The organism is Morganella sp. HSTU-ASny43 (assembly GCF_022819185.1).
Classification (GTDB): Bacteria; Pseudomonadota; Gammaproteobacteria; order Enterobacterales; family Enterobacteriaceae; genus Morganella; species Morganella morganii.
This window is the reverse complement of sequence record NZ_WSPG01000021.1, coordinates 50,492-70,585: the sequence shown is the minus strand read 5'-3', so window position 1 is coordinate 70,585 and position 20,094 is coordinate 50,492. Positions and strand designations below refer to the sequence as shown.

At 50.6% G+C, this 20,094-nt stretch carries 21 protein-coding genes and 4 tRNA genes; 13 read left to right on the top strand and 12 right to left on the bottom strand.

The features are described from left to right. Position 1 precedes the first annotated feature (1 nt). Both GN208_RS12425 and GN208_RS12420 read right to left on the bottom strand, forming a co-directional pair. Positions 2-77: transfer RNA gene (locus GN208_RS12425), tRNA-Val, on the bottom strand. 40 nt (positions 78-117) lie between these two features. Further along, positions 118-267: a hypothetical protein gene (locus GN208_RS12420; protein WP_155275760.1), complete on the bottom strand. Its 150-nt coding sequence runs from the start codon at positions 265-267 to the stop codon at positions 118-120. Positions 268-413: 146 nt separating this feature from the next. On the opposite strand from GN208_RS12420, the gene gltX reads away from it, so the two are divergent. From gltX to GN208_RS12400, 4 genes are all read left to right on the top strand, one after another. Beyond that, positions 414-1,829, top strand: a complete 1,416-nt coding sequence (gene gltX / locus GN208_RS12415; RefSeq protein WP_004240265.1) for a glutamate--tRNA ligase — start codon at positions 414-416, stop codon at positions 1,827-1,829. A 158-nt stretch (positions 1,830-1,987) separates the two neighbouring features. Beyond that, positions 1,988-2,063, top strand: a tRNA-Ala gene (locus GN208_RS12410). Positions 2,064-2,104: 41 nt separating this feature from the next. After that, positions 2,105-2,180 (top strand) — tRNA-Ala (locus tag GN208_RS12405). A gap of 41 nt (positions 2,181-2,221) precedes the next feature. After that, positions 2,222-2,297 (top strand) — tRNA-Ala (locus GN208_RS12400). 48 nt (positions 2,298-2,345) lie between these two features. On the opposite strand, the gene GN208_RS12395 is transcribed toward GN208_RS12400, so the two are convergent. After that, positions 2,346-3,098 carry an SDR family NAD(P)-dependent oxidoreductase gene (locus GN208_RS12395; RefSeq protein WP_004904001.1) on the bottom strand — a complete coding sequence of 251 codons (753 nt, stop codon included), beginning with the start codon at positions 3,096-3,098 and terminating at the stop codon, positions 2,346-2,348. 123 nt (positions 3,099-3,221) lie between these two features. On the opposite strand from GN208_RS12395, the gene GN208_RS12390 reads away from it, so the two are divergent. Further along, a complete protein-coding gene (locus GN208_RS12390; RefSeq protein ID WP_015422864.1) occupies positions 3,222-3,644 on the top strand; it encodes a MarR family transcriptional regulator in 423 nt (140 codons plus the stop codon). On the opposite strand, the gene GN208_RS12385 is transcribed toward GN208_RS12390, so the two are convergent. From GN208_RS12385 to zipA, 3 genes are all read right to left on the bottom strand, one after another. Next, positions 3,638-3,859, bottom strand: a complete 222-nt coding sequence (locus GN208_RS12385) for a DUF3820 family protein (protein ID WP_004240260.1) — start codon at positions 3,857-3,859, stop codon at positions 3,638-3,640. The two genes, GN208_RS12390 and GN208_RS12385, sit on opposite strands and share 7 nt — an antisense overlap. Positions 3,860-3,918: 59 nt before the next feature. Then, the gene (ligA, locus tag GN208_RS12380; protein ID WP_048884245.1) at positions 3,919-5,937 is read right to left on the bottom strand and encodes an NAD-dependent DNA ligase LigA; all 2,019 of its coding nucleotides are present in this window, start codon (positions 5,935-5,937) and stop codon (positions 3,919-3,921) included. Positions 5,938-6,012: 75 nt separating this feature from the next. Then, positions 6,013-6,987 (bottom strand): cell division protein ZipA, encoded by a 975-nt coding sequence (gene zipA, locus GN208_RS12375; RefSeq protein WP_036415376.1) that lies wholly within the window; start codon positions 6,985-6,987, stop codon positions 6,013-6,015. Positions 6,988-7,221: 234 nt separating this feature from the next. Between zipA and cysZ the strand changes: the two genes are divergently transcribed. The 7 genes from cysZ (at position 7,222) to uspF (ending at position 13,261) form a co-directional block, all read left to right on the top strand. Continuing rightward, entirely contained in the window at positions 7,222-7,974 is a 753-nt protein-coding gene (gene cysZ / locus GN208_RS12370; protein ID WP_243828411.1) for a sulfate transporter CysZ, read from the top strand. A gap of 189 nt (positions 7,975-8,163) precedes the next feature. Next, entirely contained in the window at positions 8,164-9,120 is a 957-nt protein-coding gene (gene cysK, locus GN208_RS12365; RefSeq protein ID WP_004240255.1) for a cysteine synthase A, read from the top strand. 276 nt (positions 9,121-9,396) lie between these two features. Beyond that, on the top strand, positions 9,397-9,654 hold the full coding sequence (gene ptsH / locus GN208_RS12360) for a phosphocarrier protein Hpr (protein WP_004240254.1): 258 nt from the start codon (positions 9,397-9,399) through the stop codon (positions 9,652-9,654). A gap of 122 nt (positions 9,655-9,776) precedes the next feature. Beyond that, entirely contained in the window at positions 9,777-11,501 is a 1,725-nt protein-coding gene (ptsI, locus tag GN208_RS12355; protein ID WP_004240253.1) for a phosphoenolpyruvate-protein phosphotransferase PtsI, read from the top strand. A gap of 49 nt (positions 11,502-11,550) precedes the next feature. Further along, positions 11,551-12,060: a PTS glucose transporter subunit IIA gene (crr, locus tag GN208_RS12350; RefSeq protein WP_004240252.1), complete on the top strand. Its 510-nt coding sequence runs from the start codon at positions 11,551-11,553 to the stop codon at positions 12,058-12,060. 286 nt (positions 12,061-12,346) lie between these two features. After that, positions 12,347-12,694: a DUF3024 domain-containing protein gene (locus GN208_RS12345; protein ID WP_004240248.1), complete on the top strand. Its 348-nt coding sequence runs from the start codon at positions 12,347-12,349 to the stop codon at positions 12,692-12,694. 132 nt (positions 12,695-12,826) lie between these two features. Beyond that, positions 12,827-13,261, top strand: a complete 435-nt coding sequence (gene uspF / locus GN208_RS12340; RefSeq protein WP_004240247.1) for a universal stress protein UspF — start codon at positions 12,827-12,829, stop codon at positions 13,259-13,261. A 74-nt stretch (positions 13,262-13,335) separates the two neighbouring features. On the opposite strand, the gene GN208_RS12335 is transcribed toward uspF, so the two are convergent. From GN208_RS12335 to GN208_RS12325, 3 genes are all read right to left on the bottom strand, one after another. Further along, entirely contained in the window at positions 13,336-14,271 is a 936-nt protein-coding gene (locus tag GN208_RS12335; protein WP_004903997.1) for an alpha/beta hydrolase, read from the bottom strand. Positions 14,272-14,274: 3 nt separating this feature from the next. Next, a complete protein-coding gene (locus GN208_RS12330; protein WP_004903996.1) occupies positions 14,275-15,048 on the bottom strand; it encodes a GNAT family N-acetyltransferase in 774 nt (257 codons plus the stop codon). Between the two features lie 107 nt (positions 15,049-15,155). After that, positions 15,156-16,331, bottom strand: a complete 1,176-nt coding sequence (locus tag GN208_RS12325) for a benzoate/H(+) symporter BenE family transporter (protein ID WP_004240243.1) — start codon at positions 16,329-16,331, stop codon at positions 15,156-15,158. A 93-nt stretch (positions 16,332-16,424) separates the two neighbouring features. Here GN208_RS12325 and GN208_RS12320 point away from each other — a divergent pair, with 93 nt between their 5' ends. Then, the gene (locus GN208_RS12320) at positions 16,425-16,997 is read left to right on the top strand and encodes an XRE family transcriptional regulator (protein WP_004903993.1); all 573 of its coding nucleotides are present in this window, start codon (positions 16,425-16,427) and stop codon (positions 16,995-16,997) included. A 564-nt stretch (positions 16,998-17,561) separates the two neighbouring features. On the opposite strand, the gene catA is transcribed toward GN208_RS12320, so the two are convergent. The 3 genes from catA to GN208_RS12305 form a co-directional block, all read right to left on the bottom strand. Beyond that, complete coding sequence (gene catA / locus GN208_RS12315; RefSeq protein ID WP_004903992.1) at positions 17,562-18,203, bottom strand: type A chloramphenicol O-acetyltransferase; 642 nt, start codon at positions 18,201-18,203, stop codon at positions 17,562-17,564. A gap of 149 nt (positions 18,204-18,352) precedes the next feature. Next, entirely contained in the window at positions 18,353-19,159 is an 807-nt protein-coding gene (locus tag GN208_RS12310) for a hypothetical protein (RefSeq protein WP_004903991.1), read from the bottom strand. Positions 19,160-19,442: 283 nt separating this feature from the next. Next, the gene (locus GN208_RS12305) at positions 19,443-20,051 is read right to left on the bottom strand and encodes a hypothetical protein (RefSeq protein ID WP_004903990.1); all 609 of its coding nucleotides are present in this window, start codon (positions 20,049-20,051) and stop codon (positions 19,443-19,445) included. Positions 20,052-20,094 lie beyond the last annotated feature (43 nt).

Sequence of the window (20,094 nt, the reverse complement as noted above, 5' to 3'; positions counted from 1 at the left end):
ATGGTGGGCGATACCGGGCTCGAACCAGTGACCCCCTCCTTGTAAGGGAGATGCTCTACCAACTGAGCTAATCGCCCGTCGTGATGGAGGTGCATTATAGGGATCTGCGCGTTTGAGTCAACGCTTTTTCGAAAGAAAATGATCGTTCGTTGTAATTTTAGTCACCCTGTTCTGATTATCACCACCCGCGCGCAGTATGTAAGCAGAAATCGGATAAATCGTGATCGCCGTCAGATTCAGTGCTGCAAAAACGTCCTGTTTTGTCATGTATTTTTCCATTTAACACGGGAAAAATGACTTTTTCGGCCTTCTTTCCCCCTTTTCATTGAGGAATTATGTCTCAGTGCTAAAATATCCCGCATCGTATTTCTTCATCCACTACGTCTGGCGCAGACGTTATGAAAGGCATTCCAATGAGTAAAGTAAAAACCCGTTTCGCACCCAGCCCTACCGGCTACCTGCATGTGGGCGGCGCACGTACCGCTCTGTACTCCTGGCTGTACAGCCGTCACAACCACGGTGAATTTGTCCTGCGTATAGAAGATACCGATCTTGAACGCTCAACTCAGGAAGCTATCGACGCCATTATGGACGGGATGAACTGGCTGAATCTCGGCTGGGATGAAGGTCCGTACTACCAGACCAAACGCTTTGACCGCTACAATCAGGTGATCGACACCATGATTGAAAACGGTACGGCTTACCGCTGCTATTGCTCCAAAGAGCGCCTGGAAGCCCTGCGTGAAAAACAGATGGCAAATAATGAGAAACCGCGTTATGACGGTTGCTGCCGTGATCACGCTCATAACCATACCGCGGATGAGCCGCATGTGGTGCGTTTCCGTAACCCGCAGGAAGGATCTGTTATTTTTGATGACAAAATCCGCGGGCCGATCGAATTCAGCAACCAGGAACTGGATGACTTAATCATCCGCCGTACTGATGGTTCCCCGACCTATAACTTCTGTGTGGTTGTCGATGACTGGGATATGGAAATCACCCATGTTATCCGTGGTGAAGACCATATCAACAACACACCGCGCCAGATCAACATCCTGAAAGCTCTCGGTGCGCCGGTACCGGAATATGCCCACGTCTCCATGATCAACGGTGATGACGGCAAGAAATTATCCAAACGCCATGGTGCAGTGGGTGTGATGCAGTACCGCGATGACGGCTATCTGCCGCAGGCACTGCTGAACTACCTGGTGCGTCTGGGCTGGTCTCACGGCGATCAGGAAATCTTCAGCATTGAGGAAATGACGGAGCTGTTCACCCTGGAAGCCGTCAGCAAATCCGCCAGTGCATTCAATACTGAGAAATTACAGTGGCTCAACCACCACTACATTAACAGCATGCCTGCGGAAGAAGTGGCTGTGTACCTGCAATGGCATATTGAGAACGCCGGGATTGATACCCGCAACGGCCCTGAACTGGCAGACCTGGTCCGCCTGCTGGGCGAACGCTGCAAAACACTGAAAGAAATGGCGGAAACCTGCCGTTACTTCTATGAAGACTTTGACAGCTTCGATGCCGATGCCGCGAAAAAACATCTGCGCCCGGTTGCCCGTCAGCCGCTGGAAGTGGTTAAAGCCAAACTGGCTGCACTGACCACCTGGACACCGGAAGCCGTACACGAAGCCATTCAGGCAACGGCTGATGAACTGGAAATCGGGATGGGTAAAGTCGGTATGCCGTTACGTGTTGCTGTGACCGGTGCCGGTCAGTCTCCGGGTCTGGATGTGACCGTACATGCGATTGGTCAGTCCCGCTCTCTGGCACGTATCGATATGGCGCTGGCCTTTATTGCTGAGCGCGAAGCACAGTAATCATTGTCAACGACCTGATACCCGGCCCTGTGCCGGGTATTTTTTTGTCATTTTACTGAATTGACGGCTTTTTCATCGGTCGCACACGAATTTCATATTAAGCCGTTGACAGCTCAGGGAACCTTGCCTATTATGCTGCGCGTCCGGTCGATTTTATCGGGGCTATAGCTCAGCTGGGAGAGCGCTTGCATGGCATGCAAGAGGTCAGGGGTTCGATCCCCCTTAGCTCCACCAAATCTTTGGTGACTGATAAATACCGTGACATCCGGTTTTCCGGGGCTATAGCTCAGCTGGGAGAGCGCTTGCATGGCATGCAAGAGGTCAGGGGTTCGATCCCCCTTAGCTCCACCAAATCTTTGGTGACTGATAAATACCGTGACATCCGGTTTTCCGGGGCTATAGCTCAGCTGGGAGAGCGCTTGCATGGCATGCAAGAGGTCAGGGGTTCGATCCCCCTTAGCTCCACCAAATTTAAACCCTGGTCTCTGACCGGGGTTTTTCGTTTCTGCTTTCTTGTCATTGCGCGGTATACCCGCCATCCACCGGATAAAAACCGCCGGTACAAAAACGACTGTCATCTGATAACAGAAACGCGACCATTTTTGCCACCTCTTCCCGTGTTGCCATCCGTTTCATCGGGTGACTCTCCGCCATCATTGCCTGTACATCCTGCGGTAACGCCAGAATATTTGGTGTCGCCACATAGCCGGGGCCGACCGCATTAATCCGCACGCCCTGTTCTGCATATTCCAGTGCCGCCGCGCGGGTCAGCCCGAGTACTGCGTGCTTGGCAGCGGTATAAGGTGCAATCCCCGCAATACCGGTGACTCCGTTACAGGCTGATAAATTCACCACTGCCCCGCCGCCGCTTTTGATAATGGCAGGAATAGCGAATTTCATCCCGAGAAATGTGCCGGTCACATCCGTAGCCATCACATCCTGCCAGGCCTCAAAATCGTAATCCTCAATCTTCACACCATGCGGCCCGGTGATCCCTGCATTGTTTACCAATCCGTGTAAAGCACCGAATTTATCTGACACTGTGCTCACCATCCGCTTACAGTCGCTCAGTTTACGTACATCTGCTTCTATTGCCAGCACGCTATCTCCCGTAGGATCCCACTCATTTATTGCCTTTTGCAGATGTTCCGGATTTCGCCCGGTAATCGCAATTTTAGCCCCTCTTTTAAGTAATTCACGGGCAATTCCTTCACCTACCCCGGTTGATGCACCGGTAACCAGGATAATCTTCTGTTGAAAGTCTGTCATAGCATCACCTTTTAATTAACTTTGGTTAACTAAAAGCTTAATTGATTAACTTTTGTTAATCAACTTTCTTTTCCTGATTTTGCCTTTCGGCTAAACTAAGGGTGAGGATAAAAGGGAGGTGATATGTCATTCAAGGAACTGGAAAATACACTGTCATTGTTACAGTGCACATTGGTAGCGCAACGGACCATCTGCTCACCTGAAAAGGTGACGTGGGCACAGTATGACGTAATGGAAATGTTGCGCCTTCAGGGGGATTTAACCCCGTCGGATTTAAGCCAGAAACTCGGGATTTCGCGCCAGAATGTCTCGAAATCATTACGGGCGCTGAAAAAACACCAGTTTGTTTCCCAGTATCAGTCGGAGACCGATAAACGGGAACTGGTGACCCAGCTGACACCGGAAGGTGAAGAGTTTCTGTCCCGCGCGGCAACAGGACGCACCCGCAATGCAGAAAAAGTATTTGCAAGTCTGGATGACGATGAACAGCGCCAGTTTCGTATACTGAGCCGGAAAGTCATCGATGCACTGACCCGGGATCAGTGAGCGGGACGTTTAAGCGGTTTTATCAGGCCACTTAAACCTTCGGTTTTAATCGCAAGGGTGAGTTGCATCAGCTGCCCCAGGCGCCCTTCCGGGAAACTGTCTTTACGGGCAAACCAGAGCAGGTATTCCTCGGGAAGGTCAATTAAACGGCAACCTTTGTATTTACCAAATGGCATAGCAGTGTTAGCGACTGCCACTAAATCTTCTTTCTCCATCATCTCTCCTGATGTGACTGAAACGGTCTTCTGCGGAAGACCGTTTTTCAGCCTGTCTGTCAGTTCAGCAGTGCAATAAACTCATCTTCATTGATCACTTTAATACCCAGCTCTTCCGCTTTGGCCAGCTTGGAGCCTGCAGCTTCCCCGGCAACCACCAGATCGGTTTTCTTCGAGACACTGCCGGTGACTTTCGCCCCCAGAGCCGTCAGACGATCTTTCGCCTCATCACGGGTCAGGATCTGCAGTGAGCCGGTCAGCACAACCACTTTACCGGCAAACGGGTTATCCAGTACCGATGCATCTACCGCCACCACATCCGGCCAGCTGATACCGACATCTCCGGTCAGATCAGTGATAACCTCGCGGTTGTGCTGCTCGCGGAAGAAATTGACCACATGCTTCGCGACAACCTCCCCGACATCAGGAACGGCTTTCAGTGCTTCTGTATCCGCCTGCTGTAAGGCATCCAGGGTTCCGAAATGTTCTGCCAGATTGGCCGCCGTGGCTTCGCCGACTTCGCGGATCCCCAGCGCGTAAAGGAAACGGGCAAACGTGGTCTGTTTTGATGCAGCCAGCGCGTCAGTCAGTTTCTGTGCGGATTTCGGTCCCATGCGATCCAGCCCGGTCAGCTTACCGGGGGTCAGACGCCACAGATCCGCCGGGGTCTTCACATACTCCGCATCCACCAGCTGGTCGATAATTTTATCCCCCAGCCCGTCCACATCCATGGCACGGCGGGACACAAAATGTTTGAGTGCTTCTTTGCGCTGTGCCCCGCAAATCAGACCGCCGGTACAGCGGGCAACCGCCTCGCCTTCCACCCGCTCAATATCTGACCCGCACACCGGGCAACTGAGCGGAAATTCAATATCCCGCGCATCCGCCGGACGCTCTGATTCCACCACACCCACCACCTGCGGGATCACATCCCCGGCACGGCGGATAACCACGGTATCGCCGATTTTCAGACCGAGACGGCTGATTTCATCCGCATTATGCAGTGTGGCATTACTGACCGTCACACCGGCCACCAGCACCGGCTCCAGACGGGCAACCGGGGTAATCGCACCGGTACGGCCGACCTGGAATTCCACATCACGGACAACGGTCATCTGTTCCTGGGCCGGGAATTTAAAGGCAGTCGCCCAGCGCGGGGCGCGGGACACAAAGCCCAGCGCCTCCTGGAGTGCAATGGAATCCACTTTAATCACCACGCCGTCAATATCAAAACCCAGCACCGGACGGCTCTCTTCCACCTTGTGATAGAAATCCAGCACCGCCTGACTGCCGGTGCAGCGCATCACACGATCACTGACCGGTAAGCCCCAGGCTTTAAATTGCTGCAGGCGATCATAGTGACTGCCCGGCAGTGTGCCGCCTTCCAGCACGCCCACGCCGTAACAGAAGAAAGTCAGCGGGCGTTTGGCTGTCACCGCCGGATCCAGCTGGCGCAATGAACCGGCTGCGGCGTTACGCGGGTTGGCAAACACCTTGCCCCCGGTGCGGCGCGCTTCCTCATTCATGGCTTCAAAGCCTCTCTGCGGCATAAAGACTTCGCCGCGGATCTCAATACGCTGCGGGATATTTTCCCCGCGCAGTTTCAGCGGAATAGCGCGGATGGTCCGCACATTGGCGGTAATGTTTTCCCCGGTGGTACCGTCCCCCCGGGTGGCTGCCTGCACCAGACTGCCGTTTTCATACAGCAGACTGACCGCCAGGCCGTCGAGTTTTAACTCACAGCAGAATGTCAGATCCTGCGTGTCTTTCAGACGGTCACGTACACGTTTGTCAAAGGCAAGATAGCTCTCCTCATCAAACACGTTATCGAGTGACAGCATCGGAATCTCATGGCGCACCTGTTCAAATGCACTCAGCGGTGATGCCCCGACCCGCTGTGTCGGGGAATCCGGTGTGATAAGTTCCGGATGCTCCGCTTCCAGCGCTTTCAGACGCTGCATCAGGCGATCATATTCCGCATCCGGCACTTCCGGGTTATCCAGCACGTGATAACAGTATTCATGATGGCGCAGTGTGGCGCGCAGCTGTTCAATGTCGTTTTCGTTATTTTTTGGCATCATAGTGATCTGCAATCTGTTTATACCTGAAAAAAACCCCCGTCATTGCGGGGGTTTTTGTGCGATTTGTGTGTCTCAGTTCTGTTTGGCGACGAGAACTTTGCGGATGCGCGCCTTGTACACCTCGATTTTCTGCGGTGTCAGCATTTTGCGCTCCTCATCCAGAACCACGCCGCCGACATCAGAGGCGATACGCTGAGCAGCCTGTAACATCAGCTTGAAGTTCTGGTTTGCGTCACCGTAAGACGGCACCATCATAAACATGGCCACGCCCGGGGTTTCGATCTCTTCCATCTGCTCCGGTACAAACGTGCCCGGATTCACCATATTGGCCAGACTGAATAACACCGGACCACTGCCTGCCGGATCGACATGGCGGTGATAGATGTTCATCGCCCCGAAACGGAACCCGGCCTGCTCGATAGCGGTGCGCAGAATATCACCTGCGACCATCTGTCCCGGATGGGCGGACACAAACAGTGCCAGCACAATCTCATTGTTCTCTGCACTGCTGCGCGGCGCTTCCTGAACCGGTTCCGGTTCAGTTACCGGCTCTTCTGTGTGAGGCATGTCAGTTTCAGCGGCAGTGATCACCGCGGCTGTTGTCATGACCTCCGGAGCCGGAGCTGCCGGTGCCTGTGCTTCCTGCTCAAGGGCATCAAATAATCCGATTTGCGGCTCTGTTTCCGGTGCTTTTACCGGCTGACGGCGCGGGCTCTGGGCTTTCGGCATCACAGGCGGTTCTTCCGGCTCTGATGACGGATACATTCTGCCGGCAGATAATAACGGATCCTGCTCATTCTGCGCTTCTGAATACGGAGAGACCTGCGGAGCCGGATCCTCCGGTAATACAGCAGAGTGACGGGAGCCGTGTGCCTCTGACATATCATCAGCGGCTTCATCCTGCGACTCGTATTTACGACGCTTCATGGGGCGCGCGCGAAACAGGGAAGAACGCTCTTTACGGCTCGTCCACAGTCCGTGAAGTAACAATGCGATGATTGCTACCGCACCCACAACGATTAATATCAGACGCAAATCTTGCATCAGTGCTATCTCTGTTGTTTAAATTAAAGGCCACCATGGCAAAATACTATCGTTTGATTACAAGAGTATTTGTCAATGATGTTAAGTTCAAGTCCCTGCACGAATTTCTTGCAATAAAGATCATTTAATTGCTCTTTTTGACTGATTTTTCATCCTGACATTTCATTTGTGGCCGGACAAATCAATAGTTCAGTCTGATAGTATAACGTTTTCCAATCATAGGAGTGAATAGGAAGTATGACAAATCCTGTCAGGCCGCTCAGCGGCCTTGCATATGTTGCACAGGGATGGCGGCTGATGATGCGTCCGGGTCTCCGGGCCTTCGTGATTCTGCCGTTGCTGGCCAATATCGTGGTTATGGGCGGTGCACTCTGGTGGTTGTTCAGTCAGTTCGGCGGGTGGATAGCCTGGCTGATGGATAAAGTACCGGGCTGGCTGCAGTGGCTGGATTATCTTATCTGGCCGGTGGCGGTGATTTCTGTGCTGCTGATTTTCAGCTATTTTTTCAGCACGATCGCCAATATCATCGCCTCGCCGTTTAACGGCTGGCTGTCGGAGAAACTGGAAGCGGAGCTCACCGGGCGTCCCGCACCGGATCAGGGCTGGGCAGATCTGATAAATGATATCCCGCGTATTCTGAAACGTGAGATGGTCAAACTGCTTTATTACATCCCGCGTGCCGTTATTCTGCTGATCCTGTTTTTCATTCCGGGGATCGGGCAGACACTCGCGCCGGTACTCTGGTTTATTTTCGGTGCCTGGATGATGTCCGTGCAGTACGGGGATTTCCCGTTTGATAACCACAAGGTCAGTTTTCCGGAAATGAAAAGCACACTGCGCCGCGATAATATGACCAATCTCCAGTTCGGTTCGCTGGTCAGTGTGCTGACCATGATCCCGTTTGTGAACCTGTTCATTATGCCTGCGGCGGTCTGCGGTGCCACCGCGCTGTGGGTGGATCGCTACCGCGCACAGTTTGTCCGCGACTGATCCGCAACCCCCTTCCGTGCAGGGCGGTTATCACACTGCCCTGCCGTTTTCCTGCTCCTTATACTTTTTCGCTATTGATCGTCTGTCCGGTTATAAGGATATGCCGATTATGTATTTCCTTTCCGCCGGTCAGCGGGTAATGTGGTTTTATATTTAGTCTGATTATGAATAACCCTATAAGGAAAACCGATGAGTAAGATATATGAAGATAATTCGCTAACCATTGGTCACACACCGCTGGTGCGCCTCAAACATTTCGGTCACGGCAATATCCTGGCGAAAGTCGAATCCCGTAACCCGAGTTTCAGCGTCAAGTGCCGTATCGGCGCCAATATGATCTGGGACGCGGAAAAGCGCGGTATCCTGAAACCGGGTGTGGAACTGGTCGAGCCGACCAGCGGTAACACCGGGATTGCACTGGCGTATGTTGCTGCCGCCCGTGGTTACAAACTCACCCTGACCATGCCGGATACCATGAGTATCGAACGCCGCAAACTGCTGAAAGCCCTGGGTGCCAACCTGGTACTGACCGAAGGCGCGAAAGGCATGAAAGGCGCGATTGAAAAAGCCGATGAAATCAGCGCGTCTGATCCGTCCCGCTATATTGTGTTACAGCAGTTCAGCAACCCGGCCAACCCGGCGATCCATGAAAAAACCACCGGTCCGGAAATCTGGGAAGACACTGACGGCAATGTGGATGTTGTGGTTGCCGGTGTCGGTACCGGCGGCACCATCACCGGTATCGCCCGTTACCTGAAAAACATCAAAGGGAAAAAAGACGTCACTATCGTGGCCGTCGAGCCGGAAGGCTCCCCTGTCATCACCCAGGCACTGGCCGGGGAAGAGATCAAACCGGGCCCGCACAAAATTCAGGGTATCGGTGCCGGTTTTATCCCGGGTAACCTGGATCTGAGCCTGATTGACCGCGTCGAGCTGGTCAGCAACGAAGATGCTTTCGCCACCGCCCGTAAACTGATGGAGCGCGAAGGTATTCTCGCCGGTATTTCATCCGGTGCGGCGGTAATTGCTGCGGAACGTCTCGCGAAAGAAGATAAATTCAAGGGCAAAAATATCGTGGTGATCCTGCCGTCTTCCGGTGAACGTTATCTGAGTACTGCGCTGTTCGCCGATATCAGTGAAAACTGATCAACTGAACGGATTCAGTCCCCGCCCTGCCTGACCTCGAAAGCACCCGCAAAGGGTGCTTTTTTTGTGCAACGGATCAAAGTTTGACACTCTGCGGGATGATTTTTGTGCGGTTGTTTAGTATTAAAAAAGTAATTATTTCACAGCTCAAAATAATGACACCAAATACGTATGTCGAATCTTCGGGTTGTGCTATTTTACTTGCTCCGGCTATGATTACTGTTATATGTCTTAATATTAACCGCCGATAAAAAATTCCAAACATGAGGTAACGCTATGTATCAGCAAGAAGTCACCATTACTGCACCTAACGGTCTGCACACCCGTCCTGCGGCTCAGTTTGTCAAAGAAGCCAAAACTTTCGCTTCTGACATCACCCTGACTTCCGGCGGCAAAAGCGCCAGCGCCAAAAGTCTGTTCAAGTTACAGACTCTGGGTCTGACACAGGGCACCGTGGTGACTATCGCCGCAGAAGGTGAAGATGAGCAGAAAGCAGTAGAGCACCTCGTCAAACTGATGGGTGAACTGGAGTAATCTCCTTCCGCCCTCACCTGTCAGGATCCCCGGCCACCGTCTCATGCCGGGGATAGTCCGTTTCCGGGTACGCTCACGCAGCCCGCTGCTGTACGTCCCCCAGTAAACTCAAAGGTATTATTATGGTTTCAGGAATCTCTGTTTCACCGGGTATCGCTTTTGGTAAAGCGTTGTTACTCAAAGAAGAACCTATCATTATCAGCCAGAAGTCGATTTCTGCTGAGCAGATTGATGCTGAAATCCGGCGTTTCACTGAAGGCCGCGCCAAAGCGTCCGCACAGCTGAATGCCATCAAAGAAACCGCTGAAAAAAATCTCGGTGCGGAAAAAGCCGAAATTTTTGAAGGTCATATCATGCTGCTCGAAGACGAGGAGCTTGAAAATGAAATCACCGACATCATCAAAAGCAAAAAAACCGCTGATTACGCGGTACACCAGGTGATTGAAGAACAGGCCACCGCCCTGGAAGGTCTGGATGATGAGTATCTGAAAGAACGCGCGGCCGATGTCCGCGACATCGGTAACCGTCTGCTGAAAAATATTCTCGGCATGCCGATTATCGACCTCAGCGCCATCGCTGAGGAAGTGATTCTGGTTTCCAAAGACCTGACACCGTCCGAAACCGCACAGCTGAACCTGAAAAAAGTGCTGGGTTTTATCACCGATATCGGCGGCCGGACCTCCCACACTTCCATCATGGCCCGCTCTCTGGAAATCCCTGCCGTGGTCGGTACCGGGAATGCCACTGAAAATATCAAAAGTGATGATTACCTGATCCTGGATGCGGTCAACAACACCATTTATCTCAATCCGTCAGAAGAAGACATTGAGCGCATGAAAGAAGTGCGCGATGACTATCTGGCGGAAAAAGCCGAACTGGCAAAACTCAAAGATCTGCCTGCTGTCACCCTCGATGGTCACCAGGTGGAAGTCTGTGCCAACATCGGTACCGTGCGCGATATGCCGGGTGCCGAACGCAACGGCGCGGAAGGTGTCGGTTTATACCGCACCGAATTCCTGTTTATGGATCGCGACTCGCTGCCGACGGAAGAAGAACAGTTCCGCGCTTATAAAGAAGTCGCTCAGGCAATGCCGGATGAAGCCATTATTGTCCGCACCATGGACATCGGCGGTGACAAAGACCTGCCTTATATGAATCTGCCGAAAGAGGAAAACCCGTTCCTCGGCTGGCGTGCCATCCGTATCTGTCTGGATCGCCGTGAAATTCTCGACACCCAGCTGCGCGCGATTTTACGTGCCTCAGTTTTCGGAAAGCTGCGTATCATGTTCCCGATGGTGATTTCCGTCGAAGAAGTCCGCGAACTCAATAAGATAGTGGACGAAATGAAACAGCAGTTGCGGGATGAACAGAAACCTTTTGATGAAACTATTGAAGTTGGTATCATGGTGGAAACCCCGGCGGCAGCAGTTAATGCACGTCACATTGCAAAAGAAGTCGATTTTTTCAGTATTGGAACCAACGACCTGACGCAGTATACTCTGGCTGTGGATCGCGGAAATGAGCTGATTTCCCATCTCTACAACCCGATGTCTCCTGCGGTGCTGAACCTTATCAAACAAGTCATTGACGCTTCCCACGCGGAAGGGAAATGGACCGGAATGTGTGGTGAGCTGGCGGGTGATGAACGTGCAACTTTATTGTTGCTGGGCATGGGTTTAGATGAATTTAGTATGAGTTCTATTGCTATCCCGCGTATCAAGAAACTGATCCGCAATACGCATTATGAAGATGCGAAAGCACTGGCTGAACAGGCACTCGCTCAGCCGACGGCAACAGAACTGATGGCACTGGTGGAAACCTTCACCAAAGAAAAAACCCTGTGCTGAGAAAGCCAAATTCACGCCCGGTCCCGTATCAACATTTAGGAGAGTATTCATGGGTCTGTTTGACAAACTGAAGTCGCTGGTTTCGGATGATAAGAAAGACAGCGGCACGATTGACATCGTGGCGCCGCTGTCCGGTGAGATTGTGAATATCGAAGACGTGCCTGACGTTGTTTTCGCTGAAAAAATTGTCGGCGATGGTATTGCCATCAAACCGGCAGGGAATAAAATCGTTGCCCCTGTTGACGGTACAATCGGTAAAATTTTTGAAACTAATCACGCGTTCTCCATTGAATCGGACAGCGGAATTGAACTGTTTGTTCACTTCGGGATCGACACTGTCGAACTGAAAGGTGAAGGCTTCAAACGTATTGCGGAAGAAGGCCAGCGCGTACAAAAAGGCGACCTGGTACTTGAATTCGATCTGGCGCTTCTCGAAGAGAAAGCCAAATCCACCCTGACCCCGGTGGTTATCTCCAATATGGATGAAATCAAAGAGATGACCAAAATGACCGGCCCTGTCACTGTCGGCGAAACCGTTGTCATCAAAATCAAAAAATAACGGCTTCTGCATCACAGTCTGTACACTGAAAAACGGTTTCTGCGGAAGCCGTTTTTTTTCGTCCGTTTTCCTTTGATTGATTAATTCTGTTGTATTATCCCCTGCCTGTTGTCCGGAAATTACCGGAAAAGTATTTCTCACCTCAGTGAAATGCGCTAACATGATCTCCCGTGACGGTCCGCAATTTACGCAGATTACGCACTGCCTGATACGGCCGGATCCGCCGGAACCACGGGCGGGATAAACGGGAAGTTTTCATTTTCGTTCGTCACAAAATGGTAATGCTATGGAATTTAATTCAGTTCAGACACAGCAAATAAAGCAGAACATGCGCCTGTTCACTGAGCGCCTGTATCCGAATGGTCATATCCCCGATGAGTTCGATGTTCAGTACCGTACGGACAATAACAACATACTGATTTATCAGAAACAACTCGTCTGCCCGTGCGGCACCCCGCAAACCATTGAAAAACAAATTGCCAGACTGACCTGGTCAGAAGCTGATGATAACTGGCAGCTTTTTTATGTGGATAACAACAAATGGCAGCCTTATCCGGACTGCCCTGCCGGTACACTGAGTGCACTGCTGAAACAGGTTCTGGATGATAAATCCGACCGTTTTATTTTCAGTTAGTCACCACATCACACAATTAAGCCCCGTTAAGGGGTTTATTTGTGAATTTTGATCGTTTTCACGTATAGTGCTCATTACGCAGGTTACTATTACTAGTAACTTATTTGCCGGCTTTCAGATTGCGAGGTATGTATGTATAAAACGATTATAGTTCCAATCGATATTTCCGAAACCGGGCTGACCCGCGAGGTGATCCCGACGATTCAGACATTAGCCAAATTTGAAAATGCCAAAATTCACTTTATAGCGGTGATCCCGTCATTCTCTCACTTTGCCTCTTTCGGTATTGCCTATGCCGCAACTCTGCCGGAAAAAGATGAAATTCTGGACAGCGCCAAAGAACAACTGGCGAAGATGGTCAGTGATTTTAATCTGCCTGCAGAGCAGTTTGAACTGCATGTGGTTTCCGGCTCACCGAAAGATCAGATTCTGAAACTGGCGGATACTCTGGAAAGCGACCTGATTGTCATCAGCTCACGCCGCCCGGATATGTCCACCTATCTGCTCGGCTCCAACGCCGCAGCGGTTGTACGCTACGCCCATACCTCGGTTCTGGTTGTCCGCTGATACGCGGCAGCGCCTGACTGAACGCCCGTTTTAACGGGCGTTTGTTTTTTTATTTTCCTGCAATCAGCAAAGAATCACTGCCGGGTGTACCAGTCACGGATAACCGCGAGGATCTGCGCGGTATGCCGGTTTCCGTCTGTATCTTTAAAATAGTGATCCAGATTATCAAAGGTTCTGAATGTCACCACCGGGTTCTCCACCGCTTTCTGCATCTGCTTAAACGATGTGACACTGACATTGGTATCATTCAACGTCTGAATAACCAGCACCGGTTTTGTCTGCCCGTTCAGTACCTGCTGCGCATCCGCCGCCAGAAATTCGCGCCACCAGCGCATCCCGTGCTGGCTGACCAGCATATCGTTCTCCACCTCATTGCGTTTTACCGCATCAGTAAATGCCAGAAAACCGGCTAACTGAGACTCCTCAAGTGGCTGAGGACTATTGCGGAAGCTGTCCGTGACATCATCCAGGAAAAAGCGCCCTCCGCCATTAACAGCCACCACTGCGTCAACCGCCGGTGATGCCAGCGCAGTGTGTTCAGCAACAGTCGCCCCTTCACTGCCGCCCAGCAGCAGCACGGTGTCATACTCCCCTTTCAGACGGTCGAGCACCGCAGCATAGTCGCTGACCCGCACCGACAGAGAATCATTGAACATGGTTTCCGCCGGGCAGTCTGCCCGCTCACCATCGCGGTCATTAAAAGGCAGCGCATCGGTAATACCGTATTTCTCCACCAGCAGAATGTCATGGTCCGGGAACGCGCCACCGAAAGTATCCACCATAAAACGGTTGTTTTTAGCACTGTTACAATCAGAGCCCTGAATCAGCACCAGCAATTTGCGGGTGGGTTCCGCCTGCCGGTGCAGCAGGTAGTAATGAACAGCACTGCCATCCTGACGGGCAAGGTTTTCTGTCCGGACAGTCTCTTCCCCGGTATTTTGTGTTTCTGATGCCATTGCAGGCGCCATCAGCAGACAACCCAGCAGTGCACAGACGGCAGCCTTACGCATTCTTCATCCCTTCACATAAAACAGATAATTAAACAATGTGCGGAAACCGAGCTTCTGATACAGACTCAACCCTTCGGACGACGCTTCCAGATAACAATCCCCGATACACCGCTTCCGGCACAGTATCAGTGCATAATCCAGCAACAGTGTGGCATAGCCGTTGCCCTGATATGCAGGAACAGTTCCGAGATCATCAATCCGCGCGCCGTATTCTGACAACGACAGCGTGATGCAGCTGACCGGTTTCCCCTGACACAACAGAACAGCATGGTACAGCTCAGCACCGTTTGCCATTGCCCGCTGATGATAGCTGATATAGTCACTGACGATACTAAAATCCGGAGCATCTTCCCCGTCATTCTCTCCCGCCGGAAAAGCGGCTTCCAGCGGCTCCGCCCACAACGAAAGCTGCTCATTTACCTCACGGATCTCACATCCGGCCGGAAGAACAGAGGACGGCAGCCACTCATCAACAGACAGATGCATAGCACTGGTTTCACCGTCCGCCTCATAACCCGCCGCCATAATCTGCGGGTGCAGTGTTTCTGCCGCGGATTTCTCTGCCACCAGGCAATGAGGTTTGTGATGTGGCATGAAAGGTTGCTGTGCCAGTGAGAACTCATTACTATCCGCACCGGCCTGCAGATAGATATAGTTAAAGACAGGCACCGGCAGCGGTGTCAGATAGCATTCTGCACGATCACTTACGGTGATGACATCCTGCGCGATACTGCGCCAGAAATGGCGCTCTGTCGCGCGGTAATTCTGTAAACTCATGGTGTCTCCGGAATGGTATAAGCATCGGCGGGATTTATTATCCCCACTCTATAATATAAGCCGTTATATACCTTATCGGAATGTTAAGACATTCCGGAGCCTGACACTCAGCCCCTGCGTATTGCCATAATCTGATGCACCACAATGCCCGCCAGCAATCCCCAGAAAGCTGAGCTGATACCCAGCAGCGTAATACCCGATGCCGTCAGCAGAAAACAGATAATCGCCGCATCCCGCCCTTTTTCATCTGCCAGCGACTGATGCAGGCTGTTCATCAGCGTGGTCAGCAGAGCAAGCCCGGCCAGGATCTGTATCAGAACCGCCGGAAAGGCATTGAACAGCATAAAAACCGCGCCGCCGAAAATCCCCGCCAGCAGATAAAATATCCCCGCCCAGACAGCTGCAGTATAACGCCGCGCCGGATCCGGGTGCACATCCGGTGCCATGCAAATCGCGGCGGTGATCGCCGCAATGCAGATACTGAACCCGCCCCACGGTGCCAGCAGGATAGCCGCCAGCGACGAGCAGCTCAGCAGCACAGAGGTGTGCGGCGGATAACCGTTAGCCTGTAAAATCGCAATCCCCGGCGCATTCTGCGAGGCCAGCGACACAATAAAAAACGGAATGCCGACACTGATCAGGGACGTCAGGGTAAATGACGGCATCACAAATTCCGGCAGCGCAAACACATTGCCGGCCCGGACAAAATGCAGATCGCCGCTCAGTCCGGTCACGGTGATACCGGTGATCAGGGCAGCAATAATGGCGTACAGCGGGAAAATCCGCCGCATCACCACATACGCGGCTATCATCGCGGCACACAGCACAAAGCTGGTATTCAGCGCACCGAACGCCGTCAGCCCGAAACGCAGCAGAATACCGGCCAGCATCGCCGAGGCCAGTGCGCGCGGGATATAATTCATCAGCCGGGCAAAAATACCGGTCACGCCGCACAGAAACATCAGTCCGGAGGCAAAAATAAACACGCCGACGGCTTCATTGATGGTCACGCCGGACAAACTGGTTACCAGCAGCGCGATCCCCGGCGTAGACCAGGCGGTCAGCACCGGCATTTTATACCAGAGCGACAACCCGATCGTTGTCACCCCCATCCCGATCCCCAGCATCATCAGCCAGCCGCCGGTTTGTGCGGCATCAAGCCCCGCCACATCCAGCGCCTGCAGAATAATCGCCACTGAACTGGCATAGCCGACCAGCACCGCAACCAGGCCTGTCATCATCATTGCTGGAGAAAAGGCACGAAAAAATGTTAACTTACTCATAGGAACACACCATCGGATGTTATAGCAGACGATCGGACTCTATCACCGGATGCTATAACGGACAATGACATTTACCCGGAATAATGACAATTTATGCACGATATCACACCCGCTGTTGCAGAGACCTTTAAACAACTGCGTGCCGAACGCGGGCTGAGCCTCAGCCAGGCAGCACAACTGACCGGCGTCAGCAAAGCCATGCTCGGCCAGATTGAACGCGGCCAATCCAGCCCGACGGTATCCACGCTGTGGAAAATCGCCACCGGCTTCAATGTCGCTTTCTCTGTTTTTCTGGAAGGTGCACAGCCGCAGGTGCAGGCGGGGCTTCATTCGTTTGCAACACTGCCGGTCTTTGAACAGACCCGCTCCGGGATGCGTGTCACACCGCTGATCCCGTTTGATGATGAACTGAAAACGGATTTACTGAAGATTGACCTGCTGCCGGGGGCGCTCAGTGAATCCGGCCCTCATGAACCCGGGGTTATCGAACATGTCATTATGCTGGAAGGTGCATTACAACTGCGGCTGGGGGATGAGTGGCATACCGTTTCTGCCGGGGAATCCCTGCGCTTTTATGCGGATATCCCGCACGCTTACGCCAATCCCGGTAAGACCATTGTGACACTGCATAATCTGATCCATTACCCGCGTCCGGCGGACAAATAAAAAAGCGGGGTATAATAAATATACCCCGCTTTGACTTAACGGATCGTCTTACTTTATTTGTAAAATAAAACCAAAATAAATACGTGTTCAGCTTAACTTATTATATATCATCCTTATACCAACCGGGATGATATGTTTATACTGAACAGAAAAGCATGCCATTCAGAATACTATCTTCTGTTATATATGGCGGTTTATTTATTGTTTAATTAAACACACTCAGGCATATCGCTATGCTGTCGTGATGTTTTCACTGGTGTTGTTACTACTACCTTTACGGCATTTTGGTGTTGTTCCAAATGACTGTCGCAGCAGTCTTTCTTGTGTCTTAAATACTATTATTATTATATCTGGTGTTATTAATATTATTGTTACTGCTTATTTTATTATTATTGCTGTTAGTATTTGCTGTTTCTTTTTTATTAAGGGTATTACCAAACTGCGGGGGCATTATCGTACAGTGATCCTGAACCATTCTGAAATGAAATTACAGATTACGGTTAAAATATAAAAAAAACCACCATTCCTGCCGGATACGGTGGCTTAAATACAGAATTAATTAACTTATTTCAGTATGTTGTCACACATCATCTGAAGTGTATTAATAAACCTTGCTGCATGAAAACCATCACAGACTGCATGATGAACCTGTACAGAAACAGGTAATAGTACGCGGTCACCTTCCTGCTGAAACTTTGCCATCGTAAAAACCGGGGCAAAGTAATCATCATTTCCGGTGATATTCAGATTAAATCCGTCAAAACTTACCCAGGGTAATGATGATATATTCAGGTGATTCTCCGGTAAATTTCCCTGCGGAAACAATCCGGTATCATGCTGATGTTCTGCTGTTACCGCATTATAACCTGCCATAAACTCGCTGAGATCCGGAAAATAACGGCAGGACAGTACGGAGAATGTTTCGGTTTCTTTATGAAAGACAGTAAAAACCGGGTCTGACTGATCCCAGTAAATCAGTTCATTGTCTTTCATTGCCATCCGGAACTCCGGAAACTGATTAACAGCCCGGGAGATCAGGTAAATCATCAGCGGATAAAACTTATAACCGGTTTCCGTCAGTGCGGTACGCGAAGCGGTAATATCGAGTTTGGTGGTCAGGCTGAATCCGCATTTAATCTGCTGACGATAAAGGGCAAAATGTTCCCTGCGATTCCAGGTATTCAGGTCAATCCGGGTAAAATTCATGGTTATTCCTTCTGATTAATAGTGAAAAATATTAATAATCAGAAGGCAGTCTGGTTGTCTCAATGGGTAACATTCCGTCCTCCGTAAGCTGTCTGGTATTCAGTAATAATACCCGATACGGGCTTAATCTGTATTAAGCCCGGCTTTATTTATTCCGGCCAGTCATCCGCAAACACATAGCGGATCAGTTCTGCGGATTCACGGGGCGGTGCTCTCAGCACATCCGCCATTAAATCAATTTCCATCTGACAGGTTTGCAGCTTGTCTTCCGCCAGTACATACGGATCATCCGTCAGGAAACTATCGCCGTATTTATCCACCGACCCCTGTATTTGTGCCGAAAATAATGACTGAATTTCATCCGCAGAATAATGTGCAACCGGAGCCCCTTCACCGGCTGAATTCACCAGATCCAGCAACGCTCTGTTACCGATAATAAAGTCACGGTACCCGGCTGAAGCCTTTTTCATATCCGGCGGGCCTGATACTTCCGGATGCAGTACACGAAAGCAGAAGTCACCGGAGGTATCCTGCGCCAGTGCTTTCTGCAAAAATTCCAGCCGCATTTTCCCGTAATTAATCACCGCGTCATCCCCCGCGAGATAAAGCAGTTTTTTAATATTTTCGGTGGCCCACTGCTGCAGGCGCATATAATACTCTTCCCGTTTTTTCGAACCCTTACCCGCATTTCTGAAATCGGCAAAAAAGGCCCCGGACATAACGGGATCAACCTGATTGATGGCTTTTAGTGTCGGTACCATCTCAAGAACCTGAGTTTTTATCTGTTCATTTTTTTCCACCACCGCACTTTTAATAAAAAATGCAAAAAACAGCGCAATCAGTGACAGATAAACTATTTTCTTCCGGCTGATCACAATTTTGTTGGTAATCATTAATATAATCAGCAGGATAATCAGAAAAATAATCAGTACAGAAATCACAAAATAAACGGACATTCATCTCTCCGGTACAGGGGGACCATTCAGGCAGACAATTCTTTTTTAGTCAGATATTGGCAATAAAATAGGATCAGCCCGTGAGAACAGAAGATCTGTCCGGTTGAAACAATTCTCTGAAAATTCGTTTATTCATCCGGCATTCCATCCCGGTAACTATTTTCCCTGATGACCAGTATATGCCACCGGAACACGCTATTCTGAGAAAACTGTCACTAATCTGTTTTATTCCGCAAACAGAAAACCACCGGATGAGCGGTGGTTTTCTGTACTTATTGATATCTTACTCCCCCCGCTGCTTAATGCAGGTCTCTTTTATTTTTTGTATATTATTTTTCAGGGAGACCTGATGTTCTTTGGGAAAATAACTGTAATCCAGTGAAATATAAAAACGGGCGTTACGCATCATGACAAATAAACTGATTTCGTTTTCTTCGGATTTATAAATAAAATGTTCTTCGTCTGCTTTTTTGCTTTCCAGTATTGAGGGTTTCCCATATTCCGCTTCAAGATTGTGCTGTAATTCTTTCAGCAGTGTCTGATATGCCGCTTCATCATCTGTGGAATAAAAATAACCAATACCGACCAGCCCGCTGAAATCCGGCTGTCCGTACTGTGGTAAGAAGCGGAATTCGTACTCACCCGCTTCATTTAATCCGCCGGAAAATGTTTTGGACGTCACTTTAGTCAGCGGGCAGACATATTCACTGTTATCCGTTTCAGACGGACTACCGAGCCGTGGTACCAACGCCTCTTCCGTCATTCCCCAGGTAAGACCGAAAGGAGCTGCATAACGCTCACTTTGTCCGGTATCCGCTGCTTTTGTTTTATCACAGGCACCCAGTAATAGTGACGCTGCAACCAATGCAGAAATTATCGTTATTTTTTTCATTGTTCAGTATATCCGCTGATTTAATGATGACGTTATCCCGCCA